11 protein-coding genes are annotated in these 14,261 nt (G+C 69.8%); 7 read left to right on the top strand and 4 right to left on the bottom strand.

Going from position 1 to position 14,261, the window contains the following annotated elements; genetic code table 11:
• The first annotated feature begins 23 nt into the window (after positions 1-23).
• Positions 24-1,490 carry a glutamate synthase subunit beta gene (locus tag V8Z80_RS04585; protein ID WP_155193244.1) on the top strand — a complete coding sequence of 489 codons (1,467 nt, stop codon included), beginning with the start codon at positions 24-26 and terminating at the stop codon, positions 1,488-1,490.
• Between the two features lie 71 nt (positions 1,491-1,561).
• On the opposite strand, the gene V8Z80_RS04590 is transcribed toward V8Z80_RS04585, so the two are convergent.
• Both V8Z80_RS04590 and V8Z80_RS04595 read right to left on the bottom strand, forming a co-directional pair.
• A complete protein-coding gene (locus V8Z80_RS04590) occupies positions 1,562-2,524 on the bottom strand; it encodes a Bug family tripartite tricarboxylate transporter substrate binding protein (RefSeq protein WP_336061148.1) in 963 nt (320 codons plus the stop codon).
• A 97-nt stretch (positions 2,525-2,621) separates the two neighbouring features.
• The gene (locus V8Z80_RS04595) at positions 2,622-3,443 is read right to left on the bottom strand and encodes a GntR family transcriptional regulator (RefSeq protein ID WP_336061149.1); all 822 of its coding nucleotides are present in this window, start codon (positions 3,441-3,443) and stop codon (positions 2,622-2,624) included.
• A gap of 123 nt (positions 3,444-3,566) precedes the next feature.
• Here V8Z80_RS04595 and V8Z80_RS04600 point away from each other — a divergent pair, with 123 nt between their 5' ends.
• The 6 genes from V8Z80_RS04600 to V8Z80_RS04625 are packed head-to-tail and all read left to right on the top strand — an operon-like array spanning position 3,567 to position 10,761.
• Complete coding sequence (locus V8Z80_RS04600) at positions 3,567-4,787, top strand: CaiB/BaiF CoA transferase family protein (RefSeq protein ID WP_155193234.1); 1,221 nt, start codon at positions 3,567-3,569, stop codon at positions 4,785-4,787.
• Positions 4,784-5,581: an enoyl-CoA hydratase-related protein gene (locus tag V8Z80_RS04605; protein ID WP_155193232.1), complete on the top strand. Its 798-nt coding sequence runs from the start codon at positions 4,784-4,786 to the stop codon at positions 5,579-5,581. Before V8Z80_RS04600 ends, V8Z80_RS04605 begins: the two co-directional genes overlap by 4 nt.
• A 32-nt stretch (positions 5,582-5,613) precedes the next feature.
• A complete protein-coding gene (locus V8Z80_RS04610) occupies positions 5,614-6,555 on the top strand; it encodes a hydroxymethylglutaryl-CoA lyase (protein WP_155193230.1) in 942 nt (313 codons plus the stop codon).
• 26 nt (positions 6,556-6,581) lie between these two features.
• On the top strand, positions 6,582-7,775 hold the full coding sequence (locus V8Z80_RS04615; protein ID WP_336061150.1) for an acyl-CoA dehydrogenase family protein: 1,194 nt from the start codon (positions 6,582-6,584) through the stop codon (positions 7,773-7,775).
• 33 nt (positions 7,776-7,808) lie between these two features.
• On the top strand, positions 7,809-9,221 hold the full coding sequence (locus V8Z80_RS04620; RefSeq protein ID WP_336061152.1) for an MmgE/PrpD family protein: 1,413 nt from the start codon (positions 7,809-7,811) through the stop codon (positions 9,219-9,221).
• 16 nt (positions 9,222-9,237) lie between these two features.
• A complete protein-coding gene (locus V8Z80_RS04625) occupies positions 9,238-10,761 on the top strand; it encodes a class I adenylate-forming enzyme family protein (RefSeq protein WP_336061153.1) in 1,524 nt (507 codons plus the stop codon).
• 922 nt (positions 10,762-11,683) lie between these two features.
• Here the strand turns inward: V8Z80_RS04625 and V8Z80_RS04630 are convergent.
• Together V8Z80_RS04630 and V8Z80_RS04635 are read right to left on the bottom strand one after the other, a co-directional pair.
• Positions 11,684-12,655 carry a Bug family tripartite tricarboxylate transporter substrate binding protein gene (locus V8Z80_RS04630; protein WP_336061154.1) on the bottom strand — a complete coding sequence of 324 codons (972 nt, stop codon included), beginning with the start codon at positions 12,653-12,655 and terminating at the stop codon, positions 11,684-11,686.
• Positions 12,656-12,834: 179 nt separating this feature from the next.
• Complete coding sequence (locus tag V8Z80_RS04635) at positions 12,835-14,226, bottom strand: GntP family permease (RefSeq protein ID WP_336061207.1); 1,392 nt, start codon at positions 14,224-14,226, stop codon at positions 12,835-12,837.
• Between the last annotated feature and the right edge of the window lie 35 nt (positions 14,227-14,261).

The following is a 14,261-nucleotide window of genomic DNA, read 5'->3' on the forward strand; positions in this document are numbered from 1 at the left end:
TGGAACGGATTTGAGAAGACATCATGGGTAAAGTCACCGGATTTCTGGAGTTCGAGCGCCTCTCGGAGGCCACCGAGGCGCCGGCCAAGCGCCTGAAGCACTGGCGCGAGTTCGTGCTGCATCTGGACCAAGAGCAGGCGCGCCAGCAGGGCGCGCGCTGCATGGACTGCGGTATCCCGTTCTGCAATACGGGCTGCCCGGTCAACAACATCATTCCCGACTGGAACGACCTGGTCTATCGCAACCAGTGGCGCCAGGCGCTGGACGTGCTGCACTCGACCAACAACTTTCCCGAGTTCACCGGCCGCATCTGCCCCGCGCCCTGCGAAGCGGCCTGTACCTTGAACATCAACAGCGAGCCGGTGGGCATCAAGTCGATCGAGCACGCCATCATCGACCACGGCTGGCAGCAGGGCTGGGTGGTGCCCCAGCCCCCCACCCGCAAGACCGGCAAGAAGGTCGCGGTGGTGGGCTCGGGCCCCTCGGGCCTGGCCTGCGCCCAGCAGCTGGCCCGCGCGGGCCACGCCGTGACCGTATTCGAGAAAAGCGACCGCATCGGCGGGCTGCTGCGCTACGGCATCCCCGACTTCAAGCTGGAAAAGTCGCTGATCGACCGGCGCATCGCGCAGATGGAAGCCGAGGGCGTCGAGTTCGCGCCCTCCACCTACGTGGGCAACCCGCAGGACAAGGCCGCCGACGGCCTGACGGTCAAGACGCCCGAGGCCCTCATGGCCGAGTTCGACGCGGTGGTCATGGCCGGCGGGGCGGAGACGCCGCGCGACCTGCCCGTGCCGGGACGCGAACTCGAGGGCGTGCATTTCGCCATGGACTTCCTGCGCCAGCAGAACAAGGCCGTGGCGGGCGATCGCCTGTCCAGCCAGACGCTGGCCCGCGACAAGCACGTGGTGGTCATCGGCGGCGGCGACACCGGCTCGGACTGCGTGGGCACCAGCAACCGCCATGGCGCCAAGTCGGTCACGCAGATCGAACTCATGCCGCGCCCGCCCGAGCAGGAAAACAAGGCGCTGACCTGGCCCTACTGGCCGGCCAAGCTGCGCACCTCGTCCTCGCACCAGGAAGGCTGCGAGCGCGACTGGGCCATCACCACCAAGGCCTTCGAAGGCGAGAAGGGCCGCGTCAAGAAACTGGTGGCCGCCCGCGTCGAATGGGTCAAGGACGAGGCCACCGGCCAGCTCAAGATGCAGGAGATCGAAGGCTCGCAGTTCGAGCTGCCGGCCGACCTGGTGCTGCTGGCCATGGGCTTTGTCTCGCCGGTGGCCAACGTGCTGGAGGCCTTCGGCGTGGAGCGCGACGGCCGCGGCAATGCGCGCGCCAACACCGACGACTACCGCACCAGCGTGGGCAAGGTCTTTGCCGCCGGCGACATGCGCCGCGGGCAGTCGCTGATCGTCTGGGCCATCCGCGAAGGCCGCCAGTGCGCCCGCGCGGTGGACGCGTTCCTCATGGGCGAATCGGACCTGCCGCGCTAAGGCAGCCGGCCCGCTTCGCGGCTGCCGCGCCGCGCGGCGCACCGGCCCTTGGCCGGCGCGCCGCGCCCATGTCAATCCGGCTTGGCGCCCGAGACCTTGATGATCTCGGCCCAGCGGCCGATCTCGTCACGGATGTACTGCTGGGCCTGGTCCGGCGTGCTCAGCTGCACCTCGGCGCCCAGCGTGGCCAGCTGCTTGCGCACCTCGGGCTTTTCCAGCGCGGTGTGCAGCGCCTGGTTCAGCTTGTGCACCACCTCGTCGGGCGTGCCGGCCGGCACCAGCATGGCGGCCCAGGTCTGCGCGTCGAAGCCCGGCACGCCGGCCTTGTCCACCGTGGGCACGTCAGGCAGGGCCTGGGAGCCGCGCCGGCTGCCCACCGCAAAAACCTTGAGCGTGCCCTTTTGCACGTGCGGCATGATCGCCGGGCCCGATTCGAACATCATGGCGGTGTCGCCGCCCATCAGCCCGGTCAGCGCGGCGGCCGCGCCCCGGTAGGGCACGTGGGTGATGTTCAGGCCCGCTTCGCGCTTGAGCATTTCCATGGTCAGGTGGTTGGTCAGCCCCGAGCCGCCCGAGCCGTAGTTGAGCTTGCCGGGCTGGCTCTTGACGTGCTTGATCAGGCCTTCGAGCGTGTCGGCCGGGAAATCCGTGCGCGTGACCAGGAACTGCGGCACCACCACCAGCATGGACACCGCGCGGAAATCGCGCAGCGTGTCGTAGGGCAGGTCCTTGTACAGGCCCATGTTGATCGCCAGCGGCCCGCTGGAGGCCATCAGCAGGGTATAGCCGTCCGGTTCCGAGCGCTTGGCATGCTCCATGCCGATGATGCCGCCCGCCCCGCCGCGATTGTCCACGTAGAACGACTGGCCCAGCATCTCGGTCAGCTGCTGGCCGATGGTGCGCGCCAGCACGTCGGTGGTCTGGCCCGCCGGGAAGGGCACCACGATCCTTACGCCGCGATCGGGGTAGTCCGCGCGCGCCGGCCCGGCCAGGACGGCGCTTGCACACATCAATGCTGCCAATGCTCGTTTCATCTGTCGTCTCCTTCGTTGTTATGGGATACAGCGAGGCGGAGCAAGGCGGCGACCAGGCCAGTGTCCTGCCCTTGCGGGAGTAGCCACTAGCAGCGCATCAGTCGTCTCCCTTGGTCCATTCGGTGGAAAGCCGGAAGCGGTCGGCGATGTAGAAGTTCTCCGAGACCGTCAGCAGCCGTTCGGCCGGATCGAAATAGGCGCGCAGCATGCGCAAGGCCGGGCTGCCCGGCTCCAGGCCCAGCTGGATCAGGGCGTTCTCGGGCATCAGCGCGCCCTCGATCTGCTGGCGCACGCGGTGGATGTCCTGGCCGTAGTCTTCCTGCAGCATCTTGAAGATGCTGGGATGGTTGCCGCGCAGGCGCTGCTTGATGGCGGCGAACTCGGGCCGCAGGTAAACGCGGGAATACGAGATCACGCGCCCGTTATCGACCAGGCAGCGGTTGGCGTGCAGCACCACCCATTTCGAGCCGGGTTCGCAGCGCAGCGACTCGGCCATGGCTTCGTCGGCCACCGCCACCGTCTCGCCGAACAGCTCCAGCCGCGTCTGGTCGGTATAGGCCAGGATGTCCTTCATGGACCCCAGCCCGGCCACGTAGCTGGGCAGCTTGGCGCCGGGCTGCGCGGAAGTGACCACCGTGCCGATGCTGGGATAGCGCACGATCATGCCGGTATCGACCAGCTTGCGCGTGGCCTCGCGCACCGTGTGCCGGCTCACGCCGAAGGTGGCGCTGAGCTGCGCCTCGGTGGGCAGCAGCGAGCCCACCGGATACTTGCCCGAGATGATCTCGTTGAGCAGGCACTGGTGCAGCCACGCATAGCGCGGCTGGGTCTTGCTGCGCGGGGTGGCGCGCGTGGGGCGCACGGCGTTGCCAGGTGGGTTGCGGGTCATGCCGTTCTTGACGGGGGTCTCTTTTTTCATACAATGTACGTACATTGATTGTCGATGTAAATACGGAATATCCGTACATAACCATACGCCCGCGGATTGTATCCGCCAGCAAGGCGAGACAGCCGCGCAAGCGGCCGGACGGAGACAGTATCGATGCCAGAGCCAACCGCCGCATCCGACGGCGCGCCCCGGCCTTTCGAAGGCCTGGTCGTGGTCGAGCTGGGCCACAGCGTTGCCGCGCCCTTTGCCGGACAGATCCTGGGCGAGCTGGGCGCTACGGTGATCAAGGTGGAAAAGGACGACGGCGACGCGGCGCGCAAATGGGGCCCGCCCTTCGCCGAAGGGGCCTCCACCATTTTCCAGGCGCTCAACCGCAACAAGCAATCGGTGGTCTGCCAGCTGCGCGATCCGGCGCAGCTGCAGGCGCTGCGCGAACTCATCCTGAGCCGCGCCGACGTGGTGCTGCAGAACCTGCGGCCCGGCCAGATCGAGGCGCTGGGCCTGGACGGGCCCGCGCTGCTGGCCGCGCGGCCTTCGCTGGTCTATTGCAACATGGGCGCCTTCGGGCGCGCCGGACCGCTCAAGGGGCATCCGGGCTACGACCCGCTGATGCAGGCCTTCGGCGGCATCATGAGCACGACCGGCGAGCCCGGCCGCCCCGCGGTGCGCGTGGGCGCCTCCATCGTCGACCTGGGCACCGGCATGTGGGCGGTCATCGGCATACTGAGCGCCTTGTGGACGCGCCGCGAGAGCGGCCGCGGCCAGGTCGTGGACGTCTCGCTGTTCGAGACCGCCACCACCTGGGTCTCGCTGATCGCCTCGCAAGTGCTGGCCTCGGGCGAGTCGCCCGGCCGGCACGGCTCGGGCACGGCCAGCATCGTGCCCTACAAGGGCTATGCCACGCGCGACGGCGAGATCGTGGTGGCCGCCGGCAGCGACGCGCTGTTTCGCGCGCTGGCCCGCACGGTGGGCCATCCCGAGTGGGCCGAGGACCCGCGTTTTGCCGACAATCCCAGCCGGGTGCGCAACCAGAAGCTGCTGTACGGCTGGCTGGACGAGATCTTTCTTCAGGACGACACCGGGCGCTGGATGGAAAAGCTGGAGGCCGCCGGCGTGCCCTGCTCCCCGGTGCACGAAATGGACCAGGTGCTGGCCCACCCGCAGACCGCGGCCCTGGGGCTGGTGCAGCGGGTGCCGGGCACGGCCATGGACGTGATCGGCCTGCCGCTGAGCTTCGACGGCCTGCGTCCGGCCCCGCGCGCGCGTCCGCCGGCGCTGGGCGAGCACACCGACACCCTGCTGGGCGCGGCCGCGCGCGCGCCCGGCGGCGCAGACCCGCAACGCAGCGCCGGCAAGCAAGAAGGAACGCCATGAACCTGCCCCGATACGAAACCATCCTGGCCGAGCGCGTGGACGAGCACGTTTTGCAGATCACGCTCAACCGCGCCCAGGTCGGCAACGCGCTGAACACGCAGATGGGACACGACCTGCTGCACCTGTGGAACGCCCTGACGGAGGACGCCGGCCCGGTGCGCTGCGCGGTGCTGACCGGCGCGGGCGAGAAGATCTTCTGCGCCGGCGGCGACCTGAAGGAGCGCAACGGCATGAGCCGGGCGCAGTGGCAGCGCCAGCACGAGCTGTTCGAACGCATGTACTGGACGCTGGTGGACCTGCCCGTGCCGGTGATCGCCGCGGTCAACGGCCATGCCTACGCGGGCGGGCTGGAGATGGCGCTGTCCTGCGATTTCATCTATGCCGCGCGCCAGGCGCGCTTTGCGCTTACCGAGGTCACGCTGGGCATCATGCCGGGCGCCGGCGGCACGCAGAACCTGCCGCGCGCGATCGGCGAGCGCCGCGCCAAGGAGATCATGCTGACCGGCCGGCCCTTCGACGCCGAGCAGGCCAGCGCCTGGGGCCTGGTCAACGCGCTGCACGAGCGCGAGGCGGTGCTGCCCGCCGCGCTGGAGACGGCGCGCGTCATCGCCGCCAATGCGCCGCTGTCGGTGCGGCAGATCAAGAAGTCGGTGCGCTACGGCGGCCAGATGGAGCTGCGCACCGCCTTCCGTTTCGAGATCGAGGCCTACAACCACCTGGTCGATACCGACGACCGCCGCGAAGGCGTGCTGGCCTTCAACGAGAAACGCAAGCCGGTCTTCAAGGGCTGCTAGCCCTGCGGCCGTACAGTACAGGAGAGATCGCCATGCAAAGGGAAGTCATACTCAGGGAAGTGGGCCTGCGCGACGGCCTGCAAAGCATTTCCTCGTTCATGCCGACCGCCGACAAGCTGGACTGGATCGGCCGCGAGGCGGCCGCCGGCGTGGCCGAGATCGAGGTCACTTCCTACGTGCCGCCCAAGCTGCTGCCGCAGTTCGCCGACGCCGAGGCGGTCACCGCCGGCGCGCTGGCCGTGCCGGGGTTGACCGCCGCGGCGCTGGTGCCCAACCTGCGCGGGGCCGAGCGCGGCATCGAGCTGGGCGTGCACAAGATCAACTTCGTGATGTCGGTCAGCGAGACCCACAACATGAAGAACGTGCGGCGCAGCCGCGAGCAGTCGCTGGCCGAGTTCCAGGCCATCGCCCAGCGGGTGCGCGCGCTGCCTCCAGGACAGCGACCGGTGCTGTGCGGCGGGCTGGCCACCGCGCTGGGCTGCACCTACGAAGGCAAGGTGCAGCTCTCGGAAGTGCTGCGCCTGGCCGCGGCGCTGGCGCAGGCCGGCGCGCAGGAAATCATCATCCCCGACACCGTGGGCTATGCCGACCCGCGCCTGGTGCGCCAGGTGTTGCGCGCCGTCATGCAGGAAGTCGGTCCGCTGCCGGTGGCCGCGCATTTCCACGATACCCGCGGCACCGGCCTGGCCAACCTGCTGGCGGCGCTGGACTGCGGCGTGACGCACTTCGACGCCTCGCTGGCCGGGCTGGGGGGCTGTCCTTTCGCACCGGGCGCCACCGGCAACATCGTCATGGAAGATGCCTGCTACATGCTCGAATCGATGGGCGTGGCCACCGGCATCGACCTGCCGGCGCTGCTGGCCGTGCGCCAGGTGCTCGAGCGCGCCTTGCCCGGCGTGGCGCTGCACGGCGCGCTGGCCCGCGCGGGCCTGCCGCTGGGCTATGCCGGCGCCAGCCAGGCGCTGGCCGCCTGATTTCCACCCTCTTGCAGGATACTTCGATGCAGCAAGCAGACACCCTGGACGATACGCTCAGCATGAGCCTGGGCGAGGACTATCCCGACATCCGCGAAGGCGTGCGGCGCATCTGCGAACGCTTTCCCGGGGAATACTGGCGCCGCCTGGACGAGCAGCAGCGCTATCCCGAGGAATTCGTGGCGGCGTTGACCGAATCGGGCTTCCTGGCCGCCCTGATCCCCGAGGAATACGAAGGCAGCGGCATGCCGCTGCGCGCGGCAGCGGTCATCCTGGAAGAAATCCATGCGGCCGGCTGCAACGCCGGCGCCTGCCACGCGCAGATGTACACCATGGGCACGGTGCTGCGCCACGGCAGCGCCGAGCAGAAGCGCCGCTACCTGCCGGCCATCGCCCGCGGCGAGCTGCGCCTGCAGGCCTTCGGCGTCACCGAGCCGACCAGCGGCACGGACACCACGCGCCTGAAGACCCGCGCGGTGCGCGAGGGCGATCACTACGTGGTCGACGGCCAGAAGGTCTGGACCTCGCGCGCGCTGCATTCGGACCTGATGCTGCTGCTGGCGCGCACCACGCCCTACGAACAGGTGCAGAAGAAAAGCGACGGCCTGTCGGTCTTCCTGGTGGACCTGCGCGAGGCGCGCGGCAAGGGCCTGGAGATCCGCCCGCTCAAGGCCATGATCAACCACAACACCACCGAGGTGTTCTTCGACAAGCTGCGCATCCCGGCCGACAGCCTGATCGGCCAGGAGGGCAAGGGCTTTCGCTACATCCTGGACGGCATGAACGCCGAGCGCATCCTGGTGGCCTCCGAGGCCATCGGCGATGCGCGCTGGTTCATCCGCACCGCCGTCAACTACGCCAACGACAGGCAGGTGTTCCAGCGGCCCATCGGCCAGAACCAGGGCATCCAGTTCCCGATCGCGCGCGCCTACGCCGAGACCCAGGCCGCCGACCTGATGCTGCGCAAGGCGGCCGCGCTGTTCGACGCCGGACGGCCCTGCGGCGACGAGGCCAACATGGGCAAGATGCTGGCTTCCGAGGCATCCTGGCACGCCGCCGAGGCCTGCCTGCAGACGCACGGCGGCTTCGGCTTTGCCAGCGAGTACGACGTCGAGCGCAAGTGGCGCGAAACGCGCCTGCTGCAGATCGCGCCGATCTCGACCAACCTGATCCTGTCCTACATCGGCCAGCACATCCTGGGCATGCCGCGCTCGTTCTGAGCGGACGAGCCGCCCGCCCCACGGAGACTTTCCATGACCGGATTGACGCAGGAACTGGCCCGCTACGTCCAGGAGCCGGACTTCGGCCCGCAGGCGGAGCAGGCCTGCGACATTGCCCGCATGGGCATGATCGACACCATCGCCACCGCGCTGGCCGGCGCGCACGAGCCGGTGGCGCGCATCGCGCTGGACTACGCCGGCGAGCAGGGCGGCAACGCGGCCGCCGCCGCGCCGCTGTGGTTCGCGGCCCGGGACCTGCCGGCCCGGCAAAGCGCCTTCGTCAACGGCACGGCCAGCCATGCGCTGGATTACGACGACGTGGCGCTCTCGGGCCATCCGAGCACGGCGCTCACGCCGGCCATCCTGGCGCAGGGCCATGTGCTGGGCGCCTCGGGCGAGCGCTGCGTGCGCGCCTACGTGGTCGGCTACGAGACCTGGGCCGAGCTGGTCTCGCGCGAGACCGATCCGTACCACATCAAGGGCTGGCACCCGACGGCGGTGTTCGGCACGGTGGCCGCCACGGCGGCGCTGGCCTACCTGCGCGGCACGCAGGCCCCGGTGGCCGCCCACGCGCTGGGCATCGCCGCCAGCCTGGCCAGCGGCCTGGTGGCCAACTTCGGCACCATGACCAAGCCGCTGCACGCCGGACGCGCCGGCGCGCTGGCCTTCGAGGCGCTGGACCTGGCCGAACGGGGCCTGACCGCCGCGCCCGATGCGCTGGAGCACAAGGCGGGCTTTCTGAACGCCCTCTCGCCCCAGGGCCGCGTGGACCGCGAACGGCCCGCCGCGCTGCAAGGCCAGGCGCGCATCGCCACGCTGGGCCTGGCCATCAAGAAATACCCGGTGTGCTACTCGGGCCATCGCATCATCGACGGCCTGATCGCCCTGGCCGATACCCACGGCATCGATCCGCAACAGGTCGAGCGGGTCAGGGTGGCGATCGGCAGGCCGCAGGCTTCCATGCTGCGCAACCGCAGGCCCGCCACCGCGCTGCAAGCCAAGTTCAGCGCCGAATTCGCCGTGGCCTCGGCCCTGCTGCGCCGCAAGGTCGGCCTGGCCGAGCTGCAGGACGAGGTGGTCAACCAGCCGGCCATGCGCGCGCTGTACGACAAGGTCGAGGTCGCGCTAATCGAGCAGGCCGACCCGTCGGACAGCGCCTTCGCACTGTACGACGAGGTGCGCATCGAAATGCGGGACGGCACGGTGCTCGAATCGGGCCGCATCCCTTATGCGCGCGGCCACGCCCGGCAGCCCCTGACCGAGGACGAGCTGCGCGCCAAGTTCGACGAATGCCTGCGGTGCTGGCAGGCCGGCATGCGGCAGCAGGCCGCCGAAGGCGGGACGGATGCCTTGGCGGCCGGGCACGGCGTCGATGCCCAGGACCTGTACGGCCGGCTGCGCGCGCTGCGCCAGCTGCCCGACGTGCGCGCCTTGTTCCGCCCCTGACCGCGTCCCGGCCGCGATGAACCCGCCCACCCGGATCCCCTGGTCGCTGGAACTGCATACCCTGGCCCGGCGCCACGGCGAGCGCACCGCCGTCCAGGCCGAGGACGGCCGGCTCTGCTACGCCGGCCTGAACCGGCGCGCGCACGGCCTGGCCGCGCGGCTGCTGCGCGAAGGCGTGACACCCGGGGCGTGCGTGGGCATCTACCTGCCCAACGGCGTGGATGCGGTCTGGGCCGACTATGGCGTCACGCTCTCGGGCGCCTGCCTGGTGCATCTGAATGCCGCGTATACGCGCGAGGAAGTCGAATGGGGGCTGCGCCTGGCCCCCATGCGCGTGATCCTCACCGACCGCGCCGGCATGGCGCTGCTGCAGGGATTGCCTGCGCGGCTGCTGTGCTGCGAGGACATCGACCCGATCGACGATCCCCAGGTGCTGCCGGCCGTGCCGGCCGACGCCTGGGGCCGCATCATTTTCTCCTCCGGCACCACCGGCAAGCCCAAGGGGCTGGTCTACGACCACGGCCGCCGCTGGCTGGCCGCCGTGCTGCTGCGCGCGATGCTGCCCTGGGTGCCGCAGCCCGGCTCGCGCATCCTGCTCATGACGCCCTACGTGCATGGCGCCTCGATGCTGGCCCGCGCCTGGCTGGACAACGGCGGCTGCGTCGAACTGCGCCGGGGCGTGGACCCGGCCCAGGCCGGCGCACTGCTGCGGGCGGGCAGCCTGGAGGCGTTGTTCGCCCCACCCACCGTGCTGGCCAAGCTGGCCGCGGCCTTGGGCGAACAGTCCTTCCCGGGCCTGCGCTGCCTGTTCACCGGCACCCAGACGCTCACGCCCGGCCTGTACGCCCGCGCACGCGCGCTGTTCGGCCCCTGCGTGCGCGTGACCTACGGCAAGAGCGAGAACGTCAATCCCATTACCGTGCTGGACCCGGCCGATACCGACGCCGCCTATGCCGAGGCGCCAGGCGACACGGCGCCCGGCGCCTGCCTGGGCTGGCCCGCCCCGGGCGTGGAGCTGCGCATCGGCCAAGGCGACGAAATCCTGCTGCGCTCGCAGCACATGTACATCGGCTACGTGGATGCCGAGGGCTTTCATCCGCCCGAGGCGGACGGCTGGCACCGCACCGGCGACCTGGGCCGCATCGACGCGCGCGGCCGGCTGTGGCTGCTGGGCCGCATGGCCGACGTCATCAAGAGCGGCGGCTACAAGATCTACCCCGACGAAATCGAGGCCGCCCTGGCCGGCACGCCCGGCTGCGGCCCGATCTGCGTGGCGGCCCTGCCCTCGGACTACTGGGGCGAGGTCATCGTGGCCGTGGCCGAACAGGCCGACCCGGCCCAGGACTGGGCCGCGCAGGCGCGCGAGCGCGTGGCCGGCCTGGCGCGCTACAAGCATCCGCGCGCCTACGTCACGCTGGACGAGCTGCCGCGCAACCCCCAAGGCAAGATCAGCCGCCGTGCCGTACGGGAGGCGGTGATGGCGCGGTGGGGGTTGGTGGATGGGGCGTATCCGGAGTTGGTGCGGCGGGGGGTGGAGTGAGGTTGCAGATGGGGATGGTGGTTGGGGTGTTGGCCGCTATCCGCTATCTTGACGGCCGGCGTGGCCGGTCGGGGCGTCGGGCTCATGCTGTCGCGTGCGGCGCGGCCGCGCCGCCCCCGCGCCAGAAATCGCCCGCCACCCCGCCCGGCCCCGCCGGCCTTCTGAGCCGTGTGATCGCAACACCGCCGGGCGGCTTGGTTCTTCTTGCCTGCTTGCCCCACGCCACTTGAAGAGAGAAAGATCTTGCGGGGCCGCTCAAGCGGGGCGCGCAGGCGCCCCTTCTTTCGCATTCGACCGCCGATTTTGAGGGGTAGGGGCAGCGGGGCAGGCCCGAAGATTTCAAGGCTGTAACGGACACGTTGAGTGTGAAGCCGCTTGCAAGCCTCAGGGCGGACGGGACACTGGCAGCTTGGCCGCTACGCTGATGACGCCGACAACCCGCTTGCAAGCCTCGGGGCGGCAGCGGCGCTGGTGCGGCACGGATCAATGTAGCTGTTCCCACAATGCAGCGGTTCCCCCCCTGCTGCGCGCTGCACGGCCGCCACGCCCTTGATATCTTCGGGCCTGCCCCGATGCCCCTGCCTCTCAAAAGCGGCGGTCGAATGTTCAAGAGGGGTTGCCTGCGCAACCCCTCTTGAACGGCCCCGCAAGATCTTTCTCTTCTCAAGCGCCGTGGGGCAAGCAGGCAAGAACGACTCCGTCCCCAGCGCCGGAACACACCCAGACTACGCAGTCCGCCGAGACCGGGCGGGGTGGCGGGCGATTTCTGGCGCCGGGCGCGGCGCAACCGCGCCGCACGGCGACGGCATCGCCCGACGCCCCGACCGGACTCGGCGGACGTGTCCAAGCGGACCTGCTCCAAGCGGACCTACTCCAAGCGGATCCATTCAACGGACTTGTCCAAACGAACGCGTCCACCCCCCTACCCCGGCTTCGCATTCGACAACCTCACCGCCCGCGTCCACACCCCAATCTCCTCCCGTATGAACGCGCGCGTCTGCGCCGGCGTATAGCTCACCGTCTCGGCCCCCAGCGCCGACAGCTTGCGCTGCACCGCCGGCTGGGCCAGCACCTTGGCCAGCGTGGCGTTCAGGCGCTCGATCACCGGCGCCGGCGTGCGCGCCGGCGCCAGCATGACGATCCAGGCCTGCGCGGCGAAGCCCGGCACGCCGGCCTGCCCGATCGGCGGGGCGTCGGGGAAAGCCCGCGAGGGCTCCTGCGTACTGACGCCCAGGATCTTGAGCGCGCCCGATTGCACATGCGGCATGATGGCCGGGCCGGCCTCGAACATCACGGCCACGTCGCCGCCGATCAGGCCGGTCAGCGCCGCCGTCGCGCCCCGGTAGGGCACGTGCATCATGTTCAGGTCCGTGCGGCTCTTGAAGATCTCCATGGTCAGGTGGTTGGTCAGCCCCGAGCCGCCCGAACCGTAGTTCAGCTGGCCGGGGTGCCGCCGGACGTGCTCGATCAGGCCCTGCACGTCGTCGGCCGGAAAATCGGAACGCACCACCAGGAACAGCGGCACCATGGCGATCAGCCCCACCGGCTCGTAGTCGCGCTCCACGTCGTAGGGCAGCGAGTCGTACAGGCCGGGATTGATCCCTACCGGGCCGCTGGCGGTCACCAGCAGGGTGTAGCCGTCGGCCTCGGCCCGCTTGCCCGCTTCCATGCCGATGATGCCGCCCGCGCCGGCGCGGTTGTCCACATAGAAGGGTTGGCCCAGTTCCTGGGCCATCTGCTGCCCGATCTCGCGGCCGATCACGTCGGTGGTCTGGCCGGCCGGATAGGGCACGATCAGGCGCACGCCGCGTTCGGGATACTGGGCCGCGGCGCAAGGCAGGAGCCAGCCCAGGCACAACGCCGCCCCCAGGCAGGCCGTCAATAGTCTGCTCATCTTTGTCTCCTCCGATCGCTTTGCGCGATTCTTGGGTTCATGGGCACCACTACATCCGGACATTAACTTATCACAGCTGGGCCTTTATGTACGTACATTGCTGCGGGCAGGCGGCGGCCGCGCGCGCCCGCGGCCCGCACGCCCCTCCCCGGGCGGCGGCGCCCCGGCAAGGCGCCGGGCTAGACGATGCCGGTGAGGTAATGGACCGCGATCACGGCAAAGACGCTGGCGGTCGAGATGAGGGTGATGGCGAAGATGTCGCCGTAGGACTGGCGGTGGGTCAGGCCGGTGACGGCCAGCAGCGTGATCACCGCGCCATTGTGCGGCAGGGTGTCCATGCCGCCGCTGGCCATGGCCGCGACGCGGTGCAGCACGTCCATGGGGATGCCGGCGGCCTGCGCGCCCTGGATGAAGGTATCGGACATGGCCGCCAGCGCGATGCTCATGCCGCCCGAGGCCGAGCCGGTGATGCCGGCCAGCGCGGTCACCGCGATGGCCTCGCCCACCAGCGGATCGGGGATGGCCTTGAGCGCCTCGGCCACCAGCAGGAAGCCGGGCAAGGCGGCGATCACCCCGCCGAAGCCGTATTCGGCCGCTGTGTTCATCGAGGCCAGCAGCGCCCCCGAGACCGCGTTGCGGCTGCCTTCGGCCAGCTGCGAGGCCACGGTGCGGAAACTGAAAAGCAGGATGGTCACGATGCCGGTCAGCAAGGCCGCCATCACCGCCCAGATGGCGACCCGGCCCTCGGCATCGATAGGCAGCGGTTCAGGCAGGCCGGCCAGTTCGACCGTGCCCCCGGGCGGATACCAGAGCGGTATCCACTGCGTGAAGAAATAGTTGGCCACGCCCACCACCACCAGCGGCAGCAGGGCGACCAGCGGGTGGTAGCTGCGCACGTCCTCGGGCGTGTCCGGCTCGTTGCGCAGGTCGGTGCCATAGCCCTCGCCCGCCGCGGCGGCGCGGGCGCGCCGCCACTCCAGGTAGGCGATGCCGCCGCAGAAGGTCAGCGCCGCGCCGACCAGGCCCAGCCAGGGCGCCGACCAGGCCGTGGTGCCGAAGAAGCTGGTGGGGATGATGTTCTGGATCTGCGGCGTGCCGGGCAGCGCCGTCATGGTGAAGGTGAACGCCCCCAGGGCGATGGTGCCCGGGATCAGCCGCTTGGGGATGTGGCCCTGGCGGAACATCTCGGCGGCGAAGGGATACACCGCGAACACCACCACGAACAGCGACACCCCGCCGTAGGTCAGCAGCGCGCAGACCAGCACGATCGCCATGATGGCGCGCCGCGCGCCGATCAGGCCGATGACGGCCTGCACGATGGAGCGCGAAAAGCCCGAGAGCTCGATCAGCTTGCCGAACACCGCGCCCAGCAGGAAAACAGGCAGGTAGAGCTTGGCGAACTCGACCATCCTGACCATGAACAGGTCGGAGAACACCGGCGCGACGGCCGAGGGCGCGGTCAGCAGCACCGCGCCCATGGCCGCCAGCGGGGCGCACAGGATCACGCTGTAGCCGCGGTAGGCGGCCAGCATCAGAAAGCCCAGCGCGGCCGCCACGATGAAAAAATCGATCACGTTCTCTCCTGCCTGAACGGATTGTGCCGCGC

This window comes from Orrella sp. JC864 (assembly GCF_037026685.1).
In the GTDB taxonomy this organism is placed as follows: domain Bacteria; phylum Pseudomonadota; class Gammaproteobacteria; order Burkholderiales; family Burkholderiaceae_B; genus Orrella.